The sequence below is a fragment of the Streptomyces sp. 3211.6 genome (genome assembly GCF_003634815.1).
Lineage (GTDB): Bacteria > Actinomycetota > Actinomycetes > Streptomycetales > Streptomycetaceae > Streptomyces > Streptomyces katrae_A.
In genome coordinates this window covers 790935-813355 of the sequence record NZ_RBXC01000001.1, presented here as the reverse complement: position 1 = coordinate 813355, position 22421 = coordinate 790935, and the positions used below count along the sequence as shown (strand labels likewise).

Here is a 22421-nt window from a genome sequence, read left to right as displayed (position 1 = left end):
CGGAAGACCCCTGCCATGATCCTGCCCAGCGTGCTGGACCCCTTCTTCGCCATCGCCCGCTCGGACCCCGACCGGCCCGCGGTGGTCGACAACGGGGTGACCGTCGGCTACGGCCAACTGGCCCGCTGGGCAGGGGCGGTGGCCGACCTGGTCGCCGTCCGCAGCACGGCGGGCGCACCGCCGGTGGCCGTCCACGTGCACCACAGCGTCCGCGACATCGCGGCCGTCCTCGGCATCCTCGCCGCCGGCCGCGGCTACGTCCCGGTCGCCGACGGACCGGAAGGCCACGCCGACCGGGCCCTGCACGCCCTCGGCTGCCGCGAGCTCGTCGCCACCGCCGAGACCGGCCGGCTGCCCGCCGTCGACCGCGTCCTGCGCCCCCACTGGGGCCCGTCCCGCGCGCCGCTGCGCGAGGCCGGCCAGCCCGTACGGGCGCTGGACCCGGCGTACGTCCTGTTCACCTCGGGCTCCACCGGAGCACCCAGGGCGGCCGCCGTCCCGCACCGGGCCCTGCACGCCGTGCTGCCCCACCTGATCCGCCGGTACGGCGCCGGACCCGGCACCATCGCCCTCAACTTCCACCGGCTGGACGGCGACACCAGCCTGGAGGAGATCCTCCCGGCCCTGCTGACCGGCGGGCTCGTGGTCCTCGACGAGGACGGCGAGGCGGACCTCGACCGCGTCCTGACCGACAACGAGGTCACCCTCGTCAACCTGCCCGTGGACTACTGGCACCTCTACACCGGCCACCTGCTGGACACCGGACGCGCCCTGCCCCGCTCCCTGGAGACGGTGGTCATCGGGGGTGAGGCCGTCCGCGCCGACATGCTGGAGCGCTGGCGCCGGCTGGGCGCCCACGACGTCGTCCTGCTCAACACCTACGGCTCCACCGAGACCGCCCTGGTCACCCACAGCGCCGTCCTCGCCGGCCCCGGAGCGCCCGCGGACTTCCCCGACGGGGTGCCGATCGGCCGCCCGCTGCCCTCCGTACGCCAGGCGGTGGCCCCCGCGGCCGAGGACCCGGACGGCCCCGGCGAACTCCTCGTGGCCGGACCCCAGCTGGCCACCGGGTACGTCGACGACCCCGTGCGCACGGCCGCCCGGTTCACCGGGACCGACCCGGACGGCACCGACCGCTGGTACCGCACGGGTGACCTCGTCACCGAGGGCGGCGACGGCGCACTCGTCTTCCACGGCCGCATCGACCACCAGGTCAAGATCCGCGGCCACCGCGTGGACCTCCTCGACGTCGAGGAGGCCGTCGGCCGGCTCCCCGGCGTGGCCGCGGCCGCCGCCGCCGCGCACACCAAGGGCGACCACACCGTCCTGGTCGCCTTCGTGGTCCTCACCCCCGGGGCGAGTGGACGCGGCGCCGCGCAGGAATCCGCGGCCGCGCTGCGCGAGCGGCTGTCCGCAGCCGTCCCCGGGCCGCTCGTCCCCGACCGGATCGTGGCCGTACCCGCCCTGCTGCACACCCGCACGGGCAAGGTCGACCGCGCCGCGACCCGGGACCGGTACCTGTGAGCAACCGACTCTTCGACGCCTCGGTCGCACCCGCCGCCGTCCCCGAGGCCGACGCCCGCGGCCCGTGGGCCTACCTGTGGTGGCTGGTGCGGATCCGGCCCCTGCCGCTGGTCCTCGCCGCCGTGCTCGGCGCCCTGTGGATGATCCCCCTCGCGCTGATCCCCCTGGTCATCGGATGGGCCATCGACGAAGCCGGGCAGGGCACCGGCCCGTCCGGGCTGTTCCTGTGGTCGCTGCTCGCCCTCGGCCTCGGTGTCCTGCAGGCCCTCGCCGGCGCCGGGCTGATCCAGGCCGCCGTCGGCGCGGAGGCCCACGCCCTGTCGGTCACCCACCGGGTGCTGATGCGGCAGGTCGTCCGGCTCGGCGCCGCCCTGCGCGGCAAGGCCCGTTACGGGGACGTCGCCGCCTCCGCCGCCGCCGACGTGGAGAGCATCGGCAACGCCTTCGAGGTCGTCGGCCGCACCGTCGGGGCGGTGGTCGCCGCCGTCCTGGTGGCCGTGGCCCTCACCGTCACCTCACCCGTGCTGGGCCTCGCCGTCCTCATCGGCGTACCCGCCGCCGTCCTCGGCATCGGACCCCTGCTGCGGCCCCTCCAGGCACGTGACGAGGAGCAGCGCGAGCAGATGGGCATCGCCACCTCCCAGGCCGGCGACATCGTGGCCGGCCTGCGCATCCTGCGCGGCATCGGCGGTGAGGCCGGCTTCGCCGAGCGGTTCCGGCGCACCAGCCAACAGGTGCGCCGGGCCGGCGAGTCCGCGGGCCGGATGGAGGCCTGGCTCCAGGCGGCCGGCGTCTTCCTGCCCGGACTGGTCACCGTCGGCATCGTCTGGTTCGGCGCCCGCCTCGCGCTGGACGGCACCATCACCGCGGGCGAACTCATCGCGTTCTACGGTGCCTCCGCCTTCCTCACCCTGCCCGTCAGCACCGCCACCGAGGCCGCCGAGACGCTCAGCCTCGCCAAGGTGGCCGCCGGCCGGGTCTGCACCCTCCTGCGGCTCACCCCCGCAGCGGTCCGGCCCGGCCACCCCGAACCGCTCCCGGCCGGCCCGCTCGACCTGGCCGACGCCGGCACCGGCATCACCGCCGGGGCGGGCCGCCTCACCGTGGTCACCGCCCCCGCCGACCGGGCCGGCGACCTCGCCGACCGCCTCAGCCGCCCCGGCGCCCACGGCGCCGCGGGGCAGGTCCGGCTCGGCGGCGTCCCCCTGGACCGGACCGATCCCGCCGAGGTCGCCACCCGGCTGCTGCGCTCCGGCCCCGCCGACATCCTCTTCAGCGGCACCGTACGGGAGGAGCTGACCGCCGGAACCGACCCGTCCGGGCAGGCGCTGGAACAGGCCCTGTTCGCCGCCGACGCCGTCGATGTCGTCGACGCGCTGCCCGGCTGCCTGGACGCCCGCCTCGACGAGGGCGGCCGCGCCTTGTCCGGCGGACAGCGCCAGCGGCTGATCCTCGCCCGCGCCCTCCTCGCGGCGCCCGACGTCCTGGTCCTGGAGGACCCGACCGCCTCCGTCGACGCCCACACCGAAGCCCGCATCGTCGCCCGCGTGGCCGCCCTGCGCGCCGGCCTCACCACTGTGGTCCTCACCGACAGCCCCCTGTGGCAGGGCGCCGCCGACCACGTGGTCCGCCTCGACGGACCGTCCGTCCCCGGCAGCACCCACCGCTCCGCAGGAGTGCCCTCATGACCACCACCCCCACCCGGTCCGCCGCGGCCGGCGCGGACACCGCCCCGGCCGCCGCCGCGGACCCCGCCCCCGGCGGCGCCGGCCGGCTGCCGCTGGCCGACCGGTCCGACGTCCGCACCTGGACCGTCGCCTTCCTGCGCGGCGAGGGACCCCGAGTGGCCCTCACGTTCGGGATGTTCGCCGCGGCCCTGGTCGCGAGCCTGATCGGCCCCCGACTGCTGGGCCACCTGGTCGAATCCGTCAAGGACGGAACCACCGCCGACCGGGTCGACCTGCTCGCCCTCGCCTTCGTCGCCGTCCTCCTGTGCCAGGCCCTCCTCGCCCGGGCCGCCCGCACCCAGGCCACCCTGCTCGGCGAACGGGTCCTCGCCCGTACCCGCGAGAACTTCGTGCGGCGCGTCCTCGCACTGCCGCTGTCCGAGGTCGAGGCGGTCGGCACCGGCGACCTCCTCAGCCGCGCCACGACCGACGCCGACCGGCTGAGCGAGAGCATCCGCCAGGCCGTCCCCCGCATCGCGCTGGCCGCCGTCACCCTCGTGTTCACCTTCGCGGCCATCCTGCTCACCTCGCCCCTGCTGGCCCTCGGCCTGCTGGCCGGAGTGCCGTTCGCCGTGCTGTCCACGTGGTGGTACCGGCCGCGCGCCACCCGCGCGTACGAGCGGCTCCTCGCGCACGAGGCCGACGTGCTGGCCGTCACGCACGAGACCGCCCGCGGCGCCGCCACCGCCGAGGCCCTCGGGCTCGGCCCACGCCAGGCGGCCCGCCACGGCGCGGCCGTCGACCGGGTGGTCCGCACCCGCCAGCGCACCACCTGGCTCCAGACCATCTGGTTCCCGAGCCTGGACCTGGCCACCATGGTCCCGATGGCGCTCACCCTCCTCATCGGCGGACTCGCCTACCAGCGGGGCGAGGTGGGACTGGCGGAGCTGACCGCCGTGGTCCTCTACGTCCAGGCCCTCGGCGAGCCCCTGAACGACCTGCTGACCTGGACCGACGAACTCCAGATCGGCAATGCCGCGCTGCGCCGGATCCTCGGCGTCGAGCGGCTGCCCCGCGAGGAGCCGCGGCCGCCGGCCCCCACCGACGGCCACGCCGTGCGCATCGAAGGGGTCGGGTTCGGCTACGGAACGGGCCGCGAGGTGCTCACCGGCATCGACCTCGACATCGCCGCCGGCGAACGGCTGGTGGTCGTCGGGGCCTCGGGCGCCGGCAAGTCCACCCTGGGCAAGCTGCTCGCGGGCGTGCACCATCCGACGCGCGGGACCGTGCGGATCGGTGGCGCCGACATCACCGACCTGCCGGTGGGACAGCTGCGGCGCGAGATCGTTCTCGTCACTCAGGAACAGCACGTCTTCACCGGGACAGTGCGCGACAACCTCCTCCTGGCCGGCGACCGCGAACCCGTGACGGACACCGCCGAGGTCGCGGGCGGGGCCGGCACGGGCGACGCCCCGCTGTGGCAGGCGCTGGAGAGCGTCCTCCTCGCGGACTGGGTGCGCTCCCTGCCCGAGGGACTGGACAGCGAGATCGGCCCCGGCGCGGTTCTGGTCTCCCCCTCCCACGCCCAGCAACTGGCGCTGGCCCGGCTGCTGTTGTCGGACCCGTACGCGCTGGTCCTGGACGAGGCCACCGCGATGATGGACTCCACCGCGTCCCGCCGCGTCGAACGCTCGCTGGCGGCGCTGATCGAGGGCCGCACGGTCGTCTCCATCGTGCACCGCCTGGACTCCGTACGCGACGCGGACCGGATCGCCGTCATGGACGGCGGCCGTATCGTCGAGCTCGGCAGCCACGACGAACTCCTCGCCGCGGACGGCGCGTACGCCGCCCTCTGGCACGCCTGGGACACGGCCCGCCGCCCCCGCCCCGGCTCGCCCGGGACACCGCCCCCCGCCTGAGCCGCAGCGGCAGGCGAGCACTCCCGAGGGGGCGCGGTACCGTCGCCCATGAGGTCGATGGAACCCGGATCGTAGGGATTACGTCCCATCGCCGACCGACCGATGCTCCGGTGCGGGGAGGCCTTGGGATGCGTGTACGGACGGGAATGGTTCTCGCGGCTCTGCTGCTCACGGCCGGTTGCGGCGCCGAGCCGGCCCGGGCCGGCTGCGCCCGGCTCGGTGAGCTGCCTCGCGATGATGACGTGGCAGGTCACCGTGGAGGTCCGCTGAGCCGGGACGGGCGGGCGGCCGTACAGCCGGGCGGGCCCGGACCGATGCCTGCGGTCCGGGCCCGTCCTTCTTCATGTTCGGGTCAGCCGACGTTGACCGCGGTGTCGTCGATCACGAAGGAGGTCTGCAGGCTGGAGTCCTCGGTGCCGTTGAACTTGATGGTCACCGTCTGCCCCGCGAACGAGGACAGGTCGAAGGTCTTCTGGACGTAGCCGGTGTTCTTGTTGAGGTTGGAGTAGCTCGCCAGGGTGGTGGAGTTGGCCTGGACCGTCAGCTTGTCGTAGGCGGTGGCGGTGGTCGTCTCCGCGGTGTCGACGTGCAGGTAGAAGCTGAGGGTGGCGTGGCAGCCGGCCGGGAGCGTCACCGACTGGGAGAGCGAGTCGGTGTGCGTGGATCCGTAGCCGTTGAGCCATGCCTTCCAGGAGCCGGAGTGCGCGGCCTCGCCGCTGCCGTTGTCGACCACGCCGGTGGTGGCGGTCCAGGGGCTGGCGCTGCCGGTTTCGAAGCCTGCGTTCCCCAGGAGCTGCGCGGGGACGCAGCCGCCGCCGGTCGGGCTGACGGTCCAGGTGAAGGAGGCGCTGCCGGCGGCGTTGGTGGTGTCCTTGGCGGTGACCGTGACGTTGTAGGTGCCCGCGGTGGTCGGGGTGCCGCTGATCAAGCCCGTCGAGGCGTTGATCGCGAGGCCCGGCGGGAGTCCGGTGGCGCTGTAGGTGAGGGTCTGGCCGCTGGCTGAGTCGGTGGCCTGGATCTGCAGGGAGGCGGCCGTGCCGACGGTGCTGGTCCGGCTGCCGGGGTTGGTCACGGTGACGGTGTTCCCGCCGGTGGAGCCGCCGGTGAAGGCGGCGGTCCCGTTGGGCGTGCCGAGACCGGTCGGGCCGTCGTAGCCGGACTTGGCGGTGCAGAGGTAGCTGCTGCCGCAGGAGCCGTTGGCGCCGCTGGTGACGTCGTTGAGCGAGGAGGTGTGGGCGTACGGGTACGAGGACGGGTAGCTGCCCGCGGCCGGGGTGCCGGCGAGGGCGTAGACGGCGGCGATGATCGGCGCGGAGGCGCTGGTGCCGCCGTAGACGTTCCAGCCGCTCGCCTGGTAGCTGTCGTAGACGGCGAGGCCGGTGGCCGGGTCGGCGACCGCCGAAACGTCGGCGACGGTGCGCTTGGCGCAGCCGCTGTCGCTCTGCCAGGACGGCTTGGTGGTGTACGAGGAGCAGCCGGAGCCCGCGCCGTTGCCGCCGGAGCTTGTGCCCCAGACGGATTCCGACCAGCCGCGCGTGGTGCCACCCGCGCGGTTCAGCGACGTGCCGCCGACGGAGGTGACGTACTGGGAGGCCGCCGGGTACTCGACCCCGTAGCCGCTGTCACCGGAGCTGACGGTGATCGCGACACCCGGGTGGTTGAAGTAGGAGGCGTCGGAGCTCGGGTCGGTGGAGTCCTCGCCGCCGCCGTAGCTGTTGGAGACGTACTTCGCCCCCATGGTCACCGCGCGGTTGACGGCGGTGCCCAGGTCGGCCATCGACGGCTGGTTCGCTTCGACGAGCAGGATGTGGCACGACGGGCAGACGGCGCTGACCATGTCCACGTCGAGGGAGATCTCGCCGGCCCAGCCGGAGTCGGCGGTCGGGTAGGAGGTGCCGCCGTTCTGGTCGACCTTCTTGAAGCAGCCGTTGGCGGTGGTGCAGGGTGGCAGGCCGTACTGGGAGCGGTATGTCGCCAGGTCGGACTCGGCGTTCGGGTCGTCGTAGGCGTCGATGATGGCGACCGTGGCCCCGGCGCCGGCCGAGGCCGGGAGGGCGTAGGCGCTCTGGAGGTCGGTGGGTCCGTAGCCGGAGGGAACGAGGTTCGGCGCGAGGCTGAGCTGCTGCTCGAGGTCGGTGCGGGCCAGCGCGTGGCAGGCCATGAAGCCGGGCTTCGTCGGCTCCGAGCAGAGCCGCTGGGTGTGCGCGGCGGAGGCGGCGGGCGTGGCGGGCGCCGGGGAGGCCGCCGCCGGGGAAGCGACCGCGAGCAGGCCGCCGGATATCAGGGCCGCCGTCGAGAGTACGGCGGTCGCGGCGCGGCGCGTCAGTGTTCTGGCGCGGCTGGTGGGGCTCGATTGCAATGAACTGCCCTCCATGGGGGGTTGAATCCCCGCGGCGTGGGATTGGCCTCCCAGACATGTCAGGTTCATGACATGTCAAGCGCGGAGGGAGGGGCGCCGCGGGGTGCGCGTGGCACGGTTCATTGATCTGACCAACTGTCACCACGTTCAGTGGTGGCCACCGCAGAACGTAATGAGAATCAGCCCCAAGAAGATACCCGCGAAGTGCAAAGGATTGCTTTCGGCCGGTGATCTACGGGTATACGGTGTGCTGCCATGGAGTTGGACGACGGTGCGGTCAACGACCTTGTTGCGCTGGGCCTTTCGCGCTACGAGGCGCGGGTCTACCTCACGCTGGTCAGGCGCGAGTCGTACACCGCGGCGGAGGTGGCCCGCGCGGCCGACGTCCCTCGCCAGCGGGTGTACGACGTGCTCGACGCACTGGTGCGGCGGCGTCTCGCCATCCCGCGTCCCGGACGGGTGGCCGCCTTCTCCGCCGTCTCCCCCGAGTTGGCGCTCGCCCGGCTGATGGCCCTTCAGCGGGAGTCGCTGGAAAGGCTGGACCAGGCGGCGGCCGTGCTGGCGACGGCGCTGACGCCGGTCTGGTCGGCCGGGCAGACGCATACGGATCCGCTCGACTACATCGAGGTGCTGCGCGATCCCAAGGCGATCGCCGAGCGGTTCGCGAGCATCCAGGAGCAGGCCACGCGCGAGCTGCTGAGCTTCTGCAAGCCCCCCTTCGTCGCCCCCGCGGCCAACGACGAAGGCATCAAGGCCGTCCGCAGGCTGCGCCGGGCCGGGGGCTCGGCCCGCGCCGTCTACACCCACGACGCCCTCGGCGACGGGGAGGTGCTGGAGAACGTGCGCCGGTTCGGCGAGGCCGGCGAGGAGGCCCGCTTCACCCGGGAGCTCCCGCTGAAGCTGATCATCGCCGATGCCGCGCTGGTCCTGTGCGACATGCCCGACCCGATGGCCGACACCCGGGCTACCACAGCGCTGTTCATCGAACACCCGGCACTCGCAGGCTGTCTGAGGCTGTCATTCCTGTCGGTCTGGGCCCAGGCCGAGGCGGCCTCCGGCGCACGCCGCCCCTGACGCACGCGGTGGTCGCCTTCCGCTGGGCGCGGGGCGGGCGGTTCCAGACGGTACTCTAAATGAACACGATTTTCATGTTGATAAGGTGTGGGCTCGTGCAGTGCCCGAGCCCACACCTGGAGGACCCATGCACCACCCCAAGCGCCGCGCCGTCGGGCTCGCCTCCGTCGGGATCGCCCTCGCGTCCGTTACCGCCTGCGGCTCCGGCTCCGCTGCCGGCAACGGTGCCTCCGGCGAGGGCGGCAACCTGAAGGTGGTCGCCACCACCACACAGATCGCAGACTTCGTCCGCACCGTCGGCGGCGACCGCGTCGCGGTCACCCAGCTGGTGAAGCCCAACACCTCGCCCCACGAGTACGAGCCCACCCCCGCCGCCATCCAGGCGATAGGCCAGGCCGAGCTGCTGGTCAAGAACGGTGTCGGTCTCGAAGACGCGTGGCTCCCCAAGACGGTCCAGACCTCTGGCTTCCACGGGCAGACCGTCGACACCAGCGCGGACATCGCCCTCCGCCACGGCGAAGACGAGGAAACCGGCAAGCCGGCCGAGGACCCGCACATCTGGCACAACCCTCAGAACGCCAAGATCATGTGCGCCGCCATCGAGAAGGCCCTGACCAAGGCCGACCCGGCCCACACGGCCGACTACGAGCAGCGCTTCACGGACTACGCGGCCAAGCTCGACGCCCTCGACAAGGACATCGACAGCCAGATCAACTCCCTCCCGGAGGACAGCCGCAAGCTCGTCACCAACCACGACGCCTTCGGCTACTACATCGACCGCTACCACCTCACCTTCGTCGGCTCGGTCATCCCCGACTTCAGCGACCAGGCGGAGCTGTCCGGCACCCAGCTGGACAACCTGGTCAAGAAGATCAAGGCCGAGCAGGTGAAGGCCGTCTTCGGCGAGTCCTCGCTGCCGCCCAAGACCGCGCAGACCATCGCCGACCAGGCCGGGGTCAAGGTCGTCGCGGGCGACGGCTCGCTGTACGGGGATTCGCTCGGGCCCGAGGGCTCAGCAGGCGACACCTACCTCAAGAGCGAGGAATTCAACACCAAGACCATCGTGGACGCCCTGAAGTGAGCGCCCTCGCCCTGCCCTCACCGCGTACGGAAGCCGGCCCCGGCCCGCTCCCGGCGATCGCATTCGACCACGCCTGCCTGTGCTACGGCTCCACCACCGTCCTCGACGGCGTGCACGGCACCGTCCTCCCCGGCCAGGCCGTCGCGCTCGTCGGCCCCAACGGCGCCGGCAAGTCAACCCTCATCAAGTCCGCACTCGGCCTGGTGCGGGTGGGCTCCGGGACGGTCTCCGTGTACGGCCAGCGCCCGGCCGCCGCCCGCTCCCGTACGGCCTACGTCCCCCAAGCCGACACCCTCGACCCCGAATTCCCCGTCACCGTGGGCCAGGTGGTCCTCATGGGCCGCTACCGGGCCGCCGGGTGGCTGCGCCGGCCCGGCCGGCGGGACCGGGCCATCGCCGCCGACGCGCTGGAGCTCGTAGGCCTCGCCGCCCGGACCGACGACCGCTTCGGCACCCTCTCGGGCGGGCAGCGGCAGCGCGTCCTGCTGGCCCGCGCCATCGCCCAGCAGGCCGATGTACTGCTGCTGGACGAGCCGTTCAACGGTGTGGACGCGGTCAGCCGGGACGCCCTGCTGGGCGCGCTGCGCGAACTGCTCTCGGGCGGCGCCGCAGTCCTGGTCTCCACCCACGACCTGACCGTCGCCCGCGACCTGTGCGCGCAGGTGTGCCTCCTCAACGGGCGTCAGTTCGCCTTCGGCCCGCTGGAGCAGACCCTCACCGCCGACAACCTGCGGTGCTGCTACGGGTCGCACGCCTTCGAGGTGGACGGCTCCGCCATCGTGGCCGGGACGTGAGCGGTGTGGGGGCTCTCCTGGTGGAGCCGTTCCACGTGCCGTACATGGCGCGGGCACTGACCGAGCTGGTGATCCTCGGCGTCCTGGGCGCAGTGGTGGGCGTGTTCGTCCTCGTACGCCGCCTCGCCTACGTCGCCGACGCACTCACCCACACCGTCTTCCCCGGCGTCGTCGTGGGCTTCACCGCCGGCGCGGCGGACGGGGTCTTCTGGGGCGCGCTGGCTGCCGGACTCGTCACCGCGGTACTCCTGACGCTGCTCACCCGGGCCCCGCGCATCAGCGAGGACTCGGCCCTGACCGTCCTCCTCACGGCCTTCTTCGGCCTCGGAGTGGTCCTGGTCTCCCGGCAGCACGGCTACCGGCACGACCTGACGGCCTTCCTCTTCGGCCAGGTCCTGACAGTGACCCGGACGGAGGTGGTGCAGAGCGCGCTGGTGGCCGCCGGCTGCCTGGCCGCGCTCGCGGTCCTCGGCCGCCACCTGACGCTGCGCGCCTTCGACCCCGAGGGAGCCAGAGCCATGGGCTACCGCATCGGGCTACTGGACCTGGCCCTGAACGTCGTCATCGCGCTGGTGGTGGTAGCAGCCGTCCGGTCGGTGGGGACGGTGCTGGTCATCGCACTGGTGATCACCCCCGCCGCGTTCGGCCGCGTCCTGTCGCACCGCATCCCGGTGATCACCGCCGTCGGAGCGGCCTTCGGCGGGCTCTGCGGTTGGCTCGGCCTCGCGGCAAGCTACCAGGCATCCGTCTTCCACGGCCTCCAACTGGCGGCCGGGCCCGCCGTCGTCCTGCTGATGACCACGGCGTACGCGACTCTGCTCGCCGGAGCCGGACTCCTTCGAAAGGCCCGACGCGCATGAGCTGGCTCGACTCCTACACCCACAGGGCTCTCCTGGAAGCGGCCATGGTGGGCGCCCTGTGCGGGGCGATCGGGCTGCACGTGGTCCTGCGCCGGATGAGCTTCTTCGCGATGGCCATGACCCATGCCACCTTCCCCGGCGTCGTCCTGGCAGCCGTACTCGGCATCGACATCTACCTGGGGGGCGCCGCCATGGGCCTGCTCGTCTGCCTGTGCGTCCTCGCCCTGTCCCGCCGACGCGACCACCACGCACAAGGGGCCGCCACCTCGACCGGCATAGTCCTGGCCACCGGCTTCGCCCTCGGTGTGGCCCTGCTCTCCGCCACCAGCGGCTTCAACAGAAACCTCGAAGCCTTCATGACCGGCTCGATCGTCACCGTCACCGGCCGGGAACTGGCCACCACGGCATGCGTGGGCGCCGCAGTGCTCCTGGCCCTCGGCGTGCTGCACAAGGAGCTGCTGTACGGGGCGTTCGACCCCGACGGGCAGCGCGCGGCCGGCTATCCGGTGGCCGCCCTCGACCTGCTGATGCTGCTCCTGGTCGAAGCGGTGATCGTCGTCACCGCCCCGGCCGTCGGCGTCATGCTGGCCATGGCCCTGATCGTCGGCCCAGCCACAACCGCCCGCCTGTGGAGCGACCGCATCCGTACGACGATCCTCATCGCGGTGGGTACCGGCACCGGCTCCTGCGTCCTCGGCCTGGAACTTTCCACGCGGTGGAACCTGGCGGCCGGCGGCACCATCACCCTGGTCGTCGCCGCGGCCTTCCTCGTCTCGCTCCTCGTCTCACCGCACGGCGGCATGCGTCGGGTCGCCGGAGGGGTTGGCCGCCGGGCGAAGGAGGCCGAGGTGTGCGAGCGCGTCGCGCATCCGTTCCGGTAGGTGTTCCCGGGATGCGCGGCGGTGGGCTCCGGCGATGACGGGGGGGGCCGGATCGGGAGGCGAATGCGGTCAGGGCCCCGGAGGCTTCGTGCTCGGGGCCGCCGTCGGCGGGTGCGTGCCTGCTTCACCGGACCGCCGCACCGAGGCGGCCCAGCTCGTGGCCCGGGCCGTCTCGGTGTGCCGGTGCGATGCGTATGGCGGCCGCCCCGCTGTGAGGATTACGCCCGTGCCGACGAGCGTCACCGACAGGGAGGTGAGGACGTCGGCTGCCTCGGCCTGCCCGTCGAAGTCGAGGGCGGCGGTCGGTTCGTCGGCCGGCGGCACTTCCGCGCCCGCGGCCACGCAGCCGATGGCCCGGGCCAGGTACCTGCGCTGCAACTGGCCCCCGGACAGCGTGTGCAGCGGCCGCCGGGTCAGCCGGCCCACCCCGAGCCGTCCGCCGCGTCGGCCGCATCGTCCGGTGCACGGCTACTGGCCGGCAACTCCTCGCCGAGCAGCGGGAAACGCCCTGCGGCGGGCCTCTGGGGGATCCAGGCACAGGCCAGCCCCCCGACGGCAGGGAGCAGCGGGAGCACAGCGACAGCCGGCCGTGTTTCGATCCGGGGCGCGGCCGGCGCTTGCCCGCGTCGCCGCACGGGCATTCCCACCACGTCCGGGATGCGGGGCGCGGGATGCCGTTCCGTGGGCGGACGCGACTACGGAAGGCACCTGAGATGACCGACACCAGTTCCCTGGAACCCGTGGCGACGTTCTGCGGCAAGTGTGACTGCGGCTGCCCGCAGCTGTTCGTCGACGAGTCCGCTCCGGCGGAGCGCCGCGTCGTGATCACCGACGACTTCGGGCAGCGAGTGCAGATGAGCGCCGATCAATTCGGTTCCCTCATCGAGGACGCGAAGGCCGGCAGGCTCGACTCCGTGGCGACTGCCTGACCCGCTGGGCCTTGCGGTCACCGAGAAGAAGCCGAGTGCTGGTTCGGTGGCCCCCGGAGGGGCCGGGCCGGGCGGTGCCGTGGCTGCGACCACCGCCCGGCCCGGAGTCTCAGGCCGCCGCCGTCACAGGTGTGGCGGCGGGCTCGTGCTCGCAGGCTTCGTCGATGCCGTACGTCTCCCATGCCGGGAACTCGTCCTCGGCGGGGACCGGCTCGCCGGGGCTGAGCAGGCAGGCTTCGAGCGCCGCCCGGAGGGCTTCGGTGCGCAGCCCGGTGCCGATGAAGACCAGCTCCTGGCCCTGGGCTGTCTCTGTGCCGCGGGCCCCCGAGGGCTCGAAGCGGGCCACCGCGCCGGCCTGGGACCACAGACCGGTCACCCGGGGGCGGCTGGCGAGCCAGAAGAACCCCTTGGAGCGCAGGATCCTGCCGAAGGTGCCGCTGTCGAGGCCCTTGGTGACGAACGTCCACAGCCTGCCGGGGTGGAAGGCCGCGTCGGCGCGGAACACCAGCGAGGAGATGCCGTACTCCTCCGTCTCCGGGACATGGTCGCCGTTGAGCTCCTTGACCCAGCCCGGGGCCTGCTGGGCCCGCTCCACGTCGAACAGTCCGGTGCCCAGGACCTGTTCGAGCGCGACGCGGCCGCGTACGGCGGGCACGATCCGGGCCTCGGGATTGAGCCGCGCGAGGGTGGCGCGCAGTCGCGCCGCGTCGCCCGGCCCGACCAGGTCGAGCTTGTTGAGGACGATGACGTCCGCGAACTCGACCTGGTCCATGAGGAGATCGCTGACGGTCCGCTCGTCGTCCTCGTACTGGTCCAGGCCGCGCGCCACGAGTTCGTCCCCGCAGGCGAGTTCGCGCAGGAAGTTCGAGGCGTCGACGACGGTGACCATGGTGTCCAGGCGAGCGAGGTCACCGAGGGTGGCGCCGTCGTCCCGGGGGAAGGAGAAGGTGGCGGCGACCGGCATCGGCTCGGAGATGCCGCTGGACTCGATGAGCAGGTAGTCGAAGCGGCCTTCGCGGGCGAGCCGGTCGACCTCCTCCAGCAGGTCGTCGCGCAGAGTGCAGCAGATGCACCCGTTGGTCATCTCGACCAGCCGCTCCTCGGTGCGCGAGAGCGCCGCCTCGCCACCGCGCACGAGCGCGGCGTCGATGTTGACCTCGCTCATGTCGTTGACGATCACCGCGACCCGCAGGCCCTCGCGGTTGCTCAGCACATGGTTGAGCAGGGTGGTCTTTCCCGCGCCGAGGAAACCGGACAGAACGGTCACCGGCAGGCGGTCGTGCGGGGCCACGCGATCAGCCTTCGGGGTGGATGAGGCCGCGCTCGTACGCCTTCACCAGGCGCTGCGGGACCTGATAGACGGAGCCGTCGACGGTGACCGGCACCAGCTGGGGCGTGGTCGCCTTCCACTGGGCGCGGCGGTGGCGGGTGTTGCTGCGGGACATCTTCCGCTTGGGGACGGCCATGGTGGCACTCCTCGGTCTAGGGATTGCCAGGAGGCTATATGAAAACGGATCCCATTACCAAGTGTGTAGGTGATGCCCGCAGGTGCGGTCGCACGCGTGCGTGTGGATGCCGACTACCAGGAGGACTTGGTCACTCCCGGCAGGAAGCCGGCGTGCGCCTGCTGTCGGGCCCGTACGCGGGAGAGCCCGAACTTGCGCAGGTAGCCGCGAGGGCGGCCGTCCACGCTGTCGCGGTTGCGGACGCGGGTGGCGCTGGCGTTGCGCGGTTGCCGGCGCAGCTCCGCGAGGGCGGCCTCCCGTTCGGCCGGGGTGGCGGGGGTGACTCACGCGGCGGTCAGCAGCGGGCGCAGGCGGCCTCGGCCGAGCCGCTCGGCCAGTGCGTTCTGGCGCCGCTTGACGGCCCGGGCGCAGATGGCGGCCGCCAGGGCGCCGACGGCGAGTCCGGCAAGGGCGTCGTGGGGGTAGTGCACACCGACCCATACCCGGGAGGCGGCCATCAGCACCGCCGCCACCACGGCGACGGCGCCCAGACGGCGGGAGACGAAGAGCAGGGCAACAGCGGCCGCGGAGGCGATGGCGGCGTGGTTGCTGGGGAAGGACCAGTCCCCGGGGGCGGGGCAGGCTTCCAGCACGGCCACGTGCAGGCTCTGGCAGGGCCGGTCCTCGCGGACCACGAGCTTGAGCAGCAGATCGACGGCGAAGCCCACGAGCGTGATCAGCGGCACGGCCAGCGCGGTGACGGCGGACGGCGATCCGGTGCGACGAGCCTGCCACCACGCGGCGAGCATCAGCACGGCGAACAGCAGCAGGCCGTAGAGGGACCAGGCGGCGATGGCGTCGTTGAGCCAGCCCGGGGTCCGGTGGGCGAGGTCGGTGACGTCGATGTAGGCGTTGCCGTCGAAGCCGGAGCCGTTGTAGCCGGAGGTCACTGCGCTGTTCCGTTCTGGTGCTTGCCGCCCCTGCGGGAGCGGAGGAGTTCGATCGCCACGGGCAGCAGCGAGACCGCCACGATCAGGCCCACGATCGGCAGGAGGTACGTGTCGACGCTGGGGATGGACGAGCCGAGGGCGTAGCCGGCCAGGACCAGGCCCACCGTCCACAGCAGGCCGCCCGCGACCTGCCAGAGGGTGAAGGCGCGCGCCGGGATGTTCAGGGCCCCCGCGAGGGGATTCAGGACGGTGCGCACCACGGGAATGAACCGGGCCAGCACGATCGCCTTGGCGTGTCCGTACTTCGCAAGGAGCTCTTCGGCCCGTGCGGCGCCCTCATGGAGCTTCTTGGAGCGACTGCGGGCCAGGAGGGCGGGGCCCGCCTTGCGGCCGATCAGGTAGCCGCACTGGGCACCGGCCAGCGCGCCGGTCACGGAGGCGGCGAGTACCGCAGGCAGGGACAGCTTCGCGTCCCCGTCAGCCGTTCCCGCGCACAGCAGGCCTGCAGTGAACAGGAGCGAGTCACCGGGCAGGAAGAAGCCGACCAGGAGGCCGGTCTCGGCGAACATCACCACCGCGATGCCGATCACGCCGAACGTCGCAAGGAGTGAATGGGCATCGAGGAGATTCACCGCGAGGGCGGCGGAAGCGGATGTGGCCATGGATCAGGTCGGCCTCTCTCACTGGTTCGGAGACGGGGGCAGCCCGAAGGACCCCGTTGACTACAGTCAAGTAGACGGTCTACTGAACTGTAGACGATCGAGTGCCTGGAGACGAGGTGCAGCGGTTCCGCCCCGGCGGACCCGTCCCCGCCCCCTGACCCCGGATCCCCCTTCCGGCCGCGTCACCGCCCGGTGAGCCCGCGGGCGGTGGCGCGCAAGAGGTGCGTGAGGCGGGGCTTGAAGTCCGTGACCGAGTGGGCCGGCCGCGGGTCCTCGGCGTAGAGCGATTCCAGGCCCGGGCCCGGGTGGGCGGTGGCCGCGTCGACCGGGTCCAGGGCGGAGAGCTTGAACTCGCGCAGCGTCTCGGGTGCCGCGCCGCGTTCCAGGCTCACCGGGACGTGCCCGAGCAGGTCGCAGAACAGGGGGCGTTCGGCGAGGGTGCGTGCGAAGGCGTCGGCAACCGTCTCCGGTGTGGCGGTTGCGGTGCCCCGCAGGTCGGCGAGGGCTGCCGTCAGTGCCTCGGCCCAATCGGGCCAGCCTTCGGCGGCGAGGCGGAGGTGGATCTCCTCGCGCGAGGCGAAGGAGCGGCGGACGCCGGAGAGGTGCACGCCGGCCTGCGCCGCGATCTGGGTGAGGGGCACGGCGTGCACGCCTTCGGCCGTGGCCAGCCGACGCGCGGCGGCCAGCAGATCGTCGGCCCGTTGCTGCTTGTGGGTGGCCCCGGGGCAGCCCGGAGCGCACTCGCCAAGGCCCAGTTCGGCCGCGTCGACGCCCTGATCAACAACGCGGGCTACTTCCACTCCGGCCCGCTCGGGGCCGCCACCATGGACCAGGTCCACCGCCAGTTCCGGGCCCTCCGACATGCGCCACGGCCCCGGGGGCGCAGGGCTGTCCGGGGGGAGTGCGTCTCAGGGGGCGCGGGGCGGGCCCGGTGACCGGTCCCGCCCCTGATCTCTCCCACGTACCGACGGTGACGCTGCGGCAAGGTCAAGGAGCGGTGTTCACGCACCCCAGCGGGAGGTCGAGGCCACGCGTTCGAGGAAGGTCGTGGCTCCGGGTTCGGCACGTTCGCGAAGGAACTCGCCGCCGAGCGTGTAGCGGGCGCCGGCCTGCGGGGAGCGGGCGGCGTGCCGCACGATCTCGTCGACCAGCGCGGTGACCATGTCCAGCCTCGGGTGCTCGTGGTGGACGGCCGCGCCCTGGGCGTCCGTCATGAACTCGGCGCCGATGCCGAAGTCCACCCCGATGCCCCGGCGGGTGAGGTACGCCAGCACCCCGCGGCGCTCGGCGATGCCGGGCGTGGCGTGCAGCGCGATCGCCTCCCACACCAGGTCGACCGCCTGTGCGTCGTATCCGTGCCCGGTGAGGAACCGGGCGGCCATGTCCGCACCCTCGACCTCGAAGCGCTCCGCGCCGGGGGCCGCGGACGAGGTGCCGAGGTCGTGCAGCACACAGGCGTGGAAGAGGAGGTCGGGGTCGAAGTCGGCGCCGGGCTTGAGCCCTTCGTGTTCGGCGAGCAGGGCGGCGAACACGTAGCTGCGGATGCTGTGGTTGGCGGTGGGCTCGCTCTCGCAGGACCGTACGTACGCGACGGCGCTGACGGCCACAGGGGTGTCCGGCAGGGCCGGGAGCAGGAGGGAATCTTTCATGGCACGAACGTAGGCGCGGCCCGGACGACCACGTGAGTGGCACGGATGCCATGTGGCGATAGGATCGTGCCATGGAGGGGAACGGGGAGTCCGGTAGCGCGCACCACGTCGTCGTGGTGGCCCTGGAGAACGTCCTCGCCCTCGATATCGGCATCCCCCTGCAGATCTTCGGGAGTTGGAGAGACGGACCGTACCGGCTCACCGTGTGCGCGGAAGCGCCCGGATCCGTTCCGATGCACGGCGGCCCGGCGCTCTCCGTCGAGCACGGGCTGGACTGCCTGGAATCCGCCGACACCGTCATCGTCCCGGGGTACCTGGAGCCGGAGCAGCCGTCGGCCGCGGTCGCGGCCGCCCTGGCGCGGGCGGCGGCCCGCGGGGCCCGCATGGTGTCCATCTGCACCGGTGCCTTCGCCCTCGCCGCCGCCGGAGTGCTCGACGGGCGCCGGGCCACCACGCACTGGCAGTACGCTGCGGCGCTGGCCGGCCGTTTCCCCCGGGTGTCGGTGCTGCCGGAAGTGCTGTACGTCGACGAGGGCCAGGTCCTGACCTCGGCCGGTGTCGCCGCGGGCCTGGACCTGTGCCTGCACCTCATCCGCCGCGACCACGGCGCCCGCGTGGCCAACCAGCTGGCGCGCATGCTGGTCGCCGCCCCGCACCGCACGGGTGGCCAGGCCCAGTACATCGACCTCCCGGTACGCCCGGACCGTTCCGGCTCCGACGGGCTGGCGCAGGTGTACGAGTGGGCCCTGTGCAACCTGCACCAGCCGCTCACCGTCGACCAGTTGGCCCACCGGGCCGGCATGTCCCGCCGGACCCTCATCCGCCATTTCCACGCCGAGACGGGCCGGCCGCCCATGCGATGGCTGCTCGATGCCAGGCTGGGCCGGGCGAGGGAACTGCTGGAAGCGGGCGAACTCACGGTACAGGCCGTGGCACGGCACTGCGGCCTGGGCACCCCGGCCAACTTCCGGACGCTGTTCAAGGCCCACGTCGGCGTGGCCCCCAGCGTCTACCGCGAAACCTTCCGGCCGTGACGTAACGGCGGCCCGGCGGCCTCGCTCGGTCCGGCGAGATGTGGTGCGCCGGTGGGCCTGCTCAGCTGGTTGGCCTGGGCCAGGTGCGGGCACCTGGCCGCCGGTCATGGCGGTCGTGTGTGCTGCCGGGCCCTTTTCCAGGCCGAAGCCGATCATCAGGACTTCGGCGTAGCGGTACCAGGCGTCGGGTGCGATGTCGTGGGTGCGGTCAGGAGGTAGTGGCGCAGGGCTTCTGCCCGCCACCGCCCCCGCGTTCGTGGCGGCTGACCCCGTTGCGCAGTCGCGGCGGCCTGTCCGCGACGGACGCCTACGACGGCTGGCTGATCTCCGTGACGATCGTGTAGAGCTCGATGATGACGCCCCCGTTGGTGCGGGCGATGTCCATGCCGCTGACCACCGGCGGTTGATCGTCGGGCGGGCCCCACCGGAAACCGAGGTGGCCGATGTCGTCGAGCTCCGACGGGGTGCCTGTGGGTCGGAAGACCCAGTCCGGGTGCTCGGCGCGCAATTCCGTGGCGCGGCGCGTGAGGGCCGTGCGCCCGTGGTTGATGCGGTCCGGTTCGTGCCACACCACGTCTTCGGCGTAGTTCTCGGCGATGACCGCGGCCCGGCGATCCGGGTCGGGTTCGTTGAAGACCTGGAGGAGGTTGACCTGCATCAGATCGGCGGCGGATCTGGGCATGGTGAGTCCGTTCGTGTGGGCCGGTTGGTCGGCCGGCCGGTCGGGTTGGCAGGGGGCCGCCGGTCCGCGCGGCCCAGTGGGTCAGTTCGTGACGGCTGGGGCCGTCCGTAGAGGGGCTAGAGCCGAGGTCCAGGCGATGACCTGGTAGGCGCCGGCCGGTTGGATGGTGCCGACGGGTCATCGCGGCGCCGGGTCCGCCGCAGAGGAGCAGATGCCGGGGGCTGCGGACATGGCGGCCACGGGGTTACTCGGAGGGGCGCTCGCCCTGTGCCACTTCCACCCCGCGGTGCAGCCAGACCGCGCCGCCGAGGGACGAGGCGCCCGCCGCCCCGCAGAGAAGGGCGATGGCCAGGAGGGCGGGGGCGGTGCGGCGTACCGGAGCCTGCGCGAAGAGGGCTTTGACCCGCGCCGGTACCGGGCCGGTGGTGCCCCGTGCCACGACGGCCGGCACCTGCTGGCCGCCGCGTCGGGACGTCGTGGCCAGGGCGGCCCGTCCGATGGCGCGGGCCGCCAGCCGCCTGTCCCCGCATGCGCGGGCGGCGGCTTCGTCCGCTGCGCGCTCGGCGGCGAAGGAGACGGCGGGGATGACGGAGGCCAGCGCCGGGTGGCACCATCCGGCGAGCTGCGCCACGGCCAGGAACAGGTGGTGGCGCCCGGCCAGGTGGGCGCGTTCGTGTCCGAGGAGCGCTTCCCGCTCGCTCGGGTCAAGGGCCCGGAGCATGCCCGCGGTGACCACGACCCGGCCCGTCCGGCGCCTCCCTCCGGGCAGGGCGAACGCGTCGGGTCGCTCGTCGTCGAGTACGCACAGGCCGCCGGCCTCGGGCAGTCCGGCCACGAGGTCCTTGGCCGCACGCAGCCGCGCCAGTTCTGCCTTCGCGCCGCGGACTGCGGCGGTCGCGCTCACGGCGAGCGCTCCGCCGGCGAGCGTGGCGGCGCCGAACACCAGTGCCGCCGGGCCGGCCTGGAGGGGGTGGAGCAGGTGCGCGAGGTCGGCGAGTGCGCGCAGGCGGAGGGTGAGCGGGAGCAGCAGGGCGCCCAGGCAGGCGACGGCGCCGAGCGCCAGCGCGGCCGTGCCGGCGGTAACGGCCCACAGGGCGATGTCCGGTCGGACCCGCCGGGAAGTCCGCCGTGCGAGCGGAGGCAGGAGCCAGGGCAGCAGCAGGGGTACCACCAGGAGCGTGATCATGGGCGGTCCTCCTGCAAGAGCCGCCTCAGTTCGGCCTCGTCGTGTGGGTCGAGGCCCTCGACGAACCGCGCCAGCACCATGCTCCGGTCGCTGCCCCCGTCGAGTTCGCGGTGCATGCGACGGGCGGCCAGGCCATGGGTGTCCTGCACGGCGAAGTAGACGAAGCCGCGCCCCCCGGGTCTGCGTCCCACGAGCCCCTTCTCGCACAGGCGTCCGAGCAGGGTCGCCACCGTGGTGCGCGCCAGGTCCTGCGGCAGGGCGGCCCTGACCTGGGCCGCCGACTGCGCCGTGCCGGCCGCCCACAACGCGGCGAGCACGCTGGACTCCAGCTCGCCGGCGGCCCTTCGCTCGCCCTCGTCCGCCATGGATCCCCCTTGACCGGTGAAGTCCTGCGCTGATGCAGGTCGACTACTTCGCTGTAGACAGCGTAGTGGCATCGGTCCGAGGAACGTTTCCGCACCTGACGTCACGGATTGATGAAGGTAGGACGATCGGTCATTAAAAATAAGGGAAGGCTTACTTTAGTAAGGCTAGCCTGCCCTCATGAACTCCCTGCTGCTGGCCACGGACACGGCCGGATACACCATGCCCCAGACCTGGCGGGTCCTGACGAAGGCCGGATACTTCATCGGCCTCAGCGGCGCCATCGGCACCACCGTCACCTACGCCACCACCGTCCGCCCCTCCCTCAAGCACGCCCAGGAGGCCGGAGACCCCGGTGATGCCGTGGTCCTGAGATCCAGATCGGCGAGCTACGCGGCCTGGGCGGGGGTGGTGCTCCTCCTGGCCGGCTACTTCCAGCTGGCCGGCCGCGTCGCCCGGGCGGGCAAGGGCATGGCCTTCGGCGACGCGCTCGCACCCGGCAGGATGTGGGACTTCCTGCAGGCACCGGCCGCCAAGGGCGCCTGGATCGCCCAGGGAACCGTCTACCTCGTCCAGAACCTCGTCCTGCTCGCCGCGGCGGCGGCGATGATCGCCCTGTTCCTCCCGGCCGCGCGCAGGCATCTGGACCGCATCGTCCTCGCCGTGCTCCCGGCCGCCCTCGCCGTTACCCTCATCGCCGCGGTACCGGCCACCGCCCCGGCCGATCTCGACCGTTGGCTCGACCTCTTCCTGAACCAGACCCACATCGTCTCGGGCACCGTCTGGCTCGGCGGCCTCGCCCTGCTCGTCGCCCTCGCCGGTGCCCGCGCAGGCCTCGGAGCGGGAGCCGGCGTGCTGTGGGCGGAGATCTGGCGGCGGTTCAGCCTGGTCGCCTTGGTCTGCGTCGGCGCCGTCGTCCTCTCCGGCCTGTGGCTCAGCTGGAAGCACGTCGGTGCGGTCTCCCAGCTGTGGACCACCGGCTACGGCATCGCCCTCCTCGTCAAGATCCTCCTGGTGCTGGGCCTGATCACCGCCGGCGCCTTCAACCAGTTCTGGCTCATGCCCCGCATCGCCCGGGCCCGCCGCGCCGACGACACCGCCTCGCTGCGCCACCTCACGCTGCGTCATTTCCCCCTGGTGGTCTGGGGCGAGGTCGCCCTCGGGGTCGCGGTCTTGGCGGTCGTCCCGTTCATCACGGGCTCCGCCCGTTCCGAGGCCGGCAGTGCGAAGGCCGTGTCCTCCGGCAGCCTCTTCGCTGCCGGAGCCGCCATGGCCCTCGCCCTGGCCGTGTCCCTCTACGCCACGGCCAAGGCCTCCGAGGCGCTGGCCCGCCGCTCACCGGCGATCCCGGCAACAGCCTGA

Annotated in this window: 21 protein-coding genes and 2 pseudogenes; 11 read left to right on the top strand and 12 right to left on the bottom strand. The window is 72.8% G+C overall.

Going from position 1 to position 22421, the window contains the following annotated elements; translation table 11 throughout:
* Positions 1-15: 15 nt before the first annotated feature.
* Genes BX286_RS04025 through BX286_RS04015 form a run of 3 tightly spaced genes read left to right on the top strand, consistent with a single transcriptional unit; the run spans position 16 to position 5110 of the window.
* A complete protein-coding gene (locus BX286_RS04025; protein WP_121014530.1) occupies positions 16-1524 on the top strand; it encodes an AMP-binding protein in 1509 nt (502 codons plus the stop codon).
* A complete protein-coding gene (locus tag BX286_RS04020; RefSeq protein ID WP_121014529.1) occupies positions 1521-3212 on the top strand; it encodes an ABC transporter ATP-binding protein in 1692 nt (563 codons plus the stop codon). The genes BX286_RS04025 and BX286_RS04020 overlap by 4 nt, the downstream gene beginning before the upstream one ends.
* Entirely contained in the window at positions 3209-5110 is a 1902-nt protein-coding gene (locus BX286_RS04015) for an ABC transporter ATP-binding protein (protein WP_121014528.1), read from the top strand. Before BX286_RS04020 ends, BX286_RS04015 begins: the two co-directional genes overlap by 4 nt.
* Positions 5111-5462: 352 nt before the next feature.
* On the opposite strand, the gene BX286_RS04010 is transcribed toward BX286_RS04015, so the two are convergent.
* Positions 5463-7484 (bottom strand): putative Ig domain-containing protein, encoded by a 2022-nt coding sequence (locus BX286_RS04010; protein WP_185117145.1) that lies wholly within the window; start codon positions 7482-7484, stop codon positions 5463-5465.
* A gap of 240 nt (positions 7485-7724) precedes the next feature.
* Between BX286_RS04010 and BX286_RS04005 the strand changes: the two genes are divergently transcribed.
* The 5 genes from BX286_RS04005 (at position 7725) to BX286_RS03985 (ending at position 12159) form a co-directional block, all read left to right on the top strand.
* The gene (locus BX286_RS04005) at positions 7725-8543 is read left to right on the top strand and encodes a TrmB family transcriptional regulator (protein WP_121014527.1); all 819 of its coding nucleotides are present in this window, start codon (positions 7725-7727) and stop codon (positions 8541-8543) included.
* 127 nt (positions 8544-8670) lie between these two features.
* Positions 8671-9624 (top strand): metal ABC transporter substrate-binding protein, encoded by a 954-nt coding sequence (locus BX286_RS04000; protein WP_121014526.1) that lies wholly within the window; start codon positions 8671-8673, stop codon positions 9622-9624.
* On the top strand, positions 9621-10418 hold the full coding sequence (locus BX286_RS03995; protein WP_187344077.1) for a metal ABC transporter ATP-binding protein: 798 nt from the start codon (positions 9621-9623) through the stop codon (positions 10416-10418). The genes BX286_RS04000 and BX286_RS03995 overlap by 4 nt, the downstream gene beginning before the upstream one ends.
* Positions 10415-11278 carry a metal ABC transporter permease gene (locus BX286_RS03990; RefSeq protein WP_261993338.1) on the top strand — a complete coding sequence of 288 codons (864 nt, stop codon included), beginning with the start codon at positions 10415-10417 and terminating at the stop codon, positions 11276-11278. Before BX286_RS03995 ends, BX286_RS03990 begins: the two co-directional genes overlap by 4 nt.
* Positions 11275-12159 carry a metal ABC transporter permease gene (locus BX286_RS03985; protein ID WP_100862317.1) on the top strand — a complete coding sequence of 295 codons (885 nt, stop codon included), beginning with the start codon at positions 11275-11277 and terminating at the stop codon, positions 12157-12159. The genes BX286_RS03990 and BX286_RS03985 overlap by 4 nt, the downstream gene beginning before the upstream one ends.
* A 231-nt stretch (positions 12160-12390) precedes the next feature.
* Here the strand turns inward: BX286_RS03985 and BX286_RS03980 are convergent.
* A pseudogene (locus tag BX286_RS03980) lies at positions 12391-12701 on the bottom strand (ABC transporter ATP-binding protein); the annotation flags it as partial.
* Positions 12702-12872: 171 nt separating this feature from the next.
* Between BX286_RS03980 and BX286_RS03975 the strand changes: the two are divergent.
* Entirely contained in the window at positions 12873-13088 is a 216-nt protein-coding gene (locus BX286_RS03975; protein WP_079430883.1) for a hypothetical protein, read from the top strand.
* 109 nt (positions 13089-13197) lie between these two features.
* On the opposite strand, the gene BX286_RS03970 is transcribed toward BX286_RS03975, so the two are convergent.
* The 7 genes and pseudogenes from BX286_RS03970 to BX286_RS03940 form a co-directional block, all read right to left on the bottom strand.
* Entirely contained in the window at positions 13198-14379 is a 1182-nt protein-coding gene (locus BX286_RS03970; protein ID WP_100862316.1) for a GTP-binding protein, read from the bottom strand.
* A 4-nt stretch (positions 14380-14383) separates the two neighbouring features.
* A complete protein-coding gene (gene rpmF, locus BX286_RS03965; RefSeq protein WP_037929589.1) occupies positions 14384-14554 on the bottom strand; it encodes a 50S ribosomal protein L32 in 171 nt (56 codons plus the stop codon).
* A 113-nt stretch (positions 14555-14667) separates the two neighbouring features.
* Positions 14668-14868 (bottom strand): annotated as a pseudogene (rpsN, locus tag BX286_RS03960) (30S ribosomal protein S14); the annotation flags it as partial.
* A gap of 9 nt (positions 14869-14877) precedes the next feature.
* A complete protein-coding gene (locus tag BX286_RS03955) occupies positions 14878-15483 on the bottom strand; it encodes a phosphatase PAP2 family protein (RefSeq protein WP_121014525.1) in 606 nt (201 codons plus the stop codon).
* Positions 15480-16145, bottom strand: a complete 666-nt coding sequence (locus BX286_RS03950; RefSeq protein WP_121014524.1) for a DedA family protein — start codon at positions 16143-16145, stop codon at positions 15480-15482. Before BX286_RS03950 ends, BX286_RS03955 begins: the two co-directional genes overlap by 4 nt.
* A gap of 182 nt (positions 16146-16327) precedes the next feature.
* Positions 16328-17008 carry a TetR family transcriptional regulator gene (locus tag BX286_RS03945; protein ID WP_121014523.1) on the bottom strand — a complete coding sequence of 227 codons (681 nt, stop codon included), beginning with the start codon at positions 17006-17008 and terminating at the stop codon, positions 16328-16330.
* 138 nt (positions 17009-17146) lie between these two features.
* Positions 17147-17794, bottom strand: coding sequence for an HD domain-containing protein (locus tag BX286_RS03940; RefSeq protein WP_100862312.1), 648 nt, complete (start codon positions 17792-17794; stop codon positions 17147-17149).
* Positions 17795-17865: 71 nt separating this feature from the next.
* Here BX286_RS03940 and BX286_RS03935 point away from each other — a divergent pair, with 71 nt between their 5' ends.
* Positions 17866-18828 carry a GlxA family transcriptional regulator gene (locus BX286_RS03935; RefSeq protein ID WP_100862311.1) on the top strand — a complete coding sequence of 321 codons (963 nt, stop codon included), beginning with the start codon at positions 17866-17868 and terminating at the stop codon, positions 18826-18828.
* 307 nt (positions 18829-19135) lie between these two features.
* Here BX286_RS03935 and BX286_RS03925 read toward each other — a convergent pair whose 3' ends face one another.
* The 3 genes from BX286_RS03925 to BX286_RS03915 form a co-directional block, all read right to left on the bottom strand.
* Complete coding sequence (locus BX286_RS03925) at positions 19136-19510, bottom strand: nuclear transport factor 2 family protein (protein WP_079430890.1); 375 nt, start codon at positions 19508-19510, stop codon at positions 19136-19138.
* A 244-nt stretch (positions 19511-19754) separates the two neighbouring features.
* Positions 19755-20696, bottom strand: coding sequence for a M48 family metalloprotease (locus tag BX286_RS03920; protein ID WP_121014522.1), 942 nt, complete (start codon positions 20694-20696; stop codon positions 19755-19757).
* The gene (locus BX286_RS03915; protein ID WP_079430891.1) at positions 20693-21061 is read right to left on the bottom strand and encodes a BlaI/MecI/CopY family transcriptional regulator; all 369 of its coding nucleotides are present in this window, start codon (positions 21059-21061) and stop codon (positions 20693-20695) included. The genes BX286_RS03920 and BX286_RS03915 overlap by 4 nt, the downstream gene beginning before the upstream one ends.
* Positions 21062-21239: 178 nt before the next feature.
* Between BX286_RS03915 and BX286_RS03910 the strand changes: the two genes are divergently transcribed.
* Complete coding sequence (locus BX286_RS03910) at positions 21240-22421, top strand: copper resistance D family protein (RefSeq protein ID WP_121014521.1); 1182 nt, start codon at positions 21240-21242, stop codon at positions 22419-22421.

Bases quoted from the DNA above. Each gene is read 5' to 3' on its own strand.
- BX286_RS04025 (WP_121014530.1), top strand. From the start codon at position 16: ATGATCCTGCCCAGCGTGCTGGACCCCTTCTTCGCCATCGCCCGCTCG.
- BX286_RS04015 (WP_121014528.1), top strand. From the start codon at position 3,209: ATGACCACCACCCCCACCCGGTCCGCCGCGGCCGGCGCGGACACCGCC.
- BX286_RS04010 (WP_185117145.1), bottom strand. From the start codon at position 7,484: ATGGAGGGCAGTTCATTGCAATCGAGCCCCACCAGCCGCGCCAGAACA.
- BX286_RS04005 (WP_121014527.1), top strand. From the start codon at position 7,725: ATGGAGTTGGACGACGGTGCGGTCAACGACCTTGTTGCGCTGGGCCTT.
- BX286_RS04000 (WP_121014526.1), top strand. From the start codon at position 8,671: ATGCACCACCCCAAGCGCCGCGCCGTCGGGCTCGCCTCCGTCGGGATC.
- BX286_RS03985 (WP_100862317.1), top strand. From the start codon at position 11,275: ATGAGCTGGCTCGACTCCTACACCCACAGGGCTCTCCTGGAAGCGGCC.
- BX286_RS03975 (WP_079430883.1), top strand. From the start codon at position 12,873: ATGACCGACACCAGTTCCCTGGAACCCGTGGCGACGTTCTGCGGCAAG.
- rpmF (WP_037929589.1), bottom strand. From the start codon at position 14,554: ATGGCCGTCCCCAAGCGGAAGATGTCCCGCAGCAACACCCGCCACCGC.
- BX286_RS03950 (WP_121014524.1), bottom strand. From the start codon at position 16,145: ATGGCCACATCCGCTTCCGCCGCCCTCGCGGTGAATCTCCTCGATGCC.
- BX286_RS03945 (WP_121014523.1), bottom strand. From the start codon at position 17,008: ATGTCGGAGGGCCCGGAACTGGCGGTGGACCTGGTCCATGGTGGCGGC.
- BX286_RS03940 (WP_100862312.1), bottom strand. From the start codon at position 17,794: ATGAAAGATTCCCTCCTGCTCCCGGCCCTGCCGGACACCCCTGTGGCC.
- BX286_RS03935 (WP_100862311.1), top strand. From the start codon at position 17,866: ATGGAGGGGAACGGGGAGTCCGGTAGCGCGCACCACGTCGTCGTGGTG.
- BX286_RS03925 (WP_079430890.1), bottom strand. From the start codon at position 19,510: ATGCCCAGATCCGCCGCCGATCTGATGCAGGTCAACCTCCTCCAGGTC.
- BX286_RS03920 (WP_121014522.1), bottom strand. From the start codon at position 20,696: ATGATCACGCTCCTGGTGGTACCCCTGCTGCTGCCCTGGCTCCTGCCT.
- BX286_RS03915 (WP_079430891.1), bottom strand. From the start codon at position 21,061: ATGGCGGACGAGGGCGAGCGAAGGGCCGCCGGCGAGCTGGAGTCCAGC.
- BX286_RS03910 (WP_121014521.1), top strand. From the start codon at position 21,240: ATGAACTCCCTGCTGCTGGCCACGGACACGGCCGGATACACCATGCCC.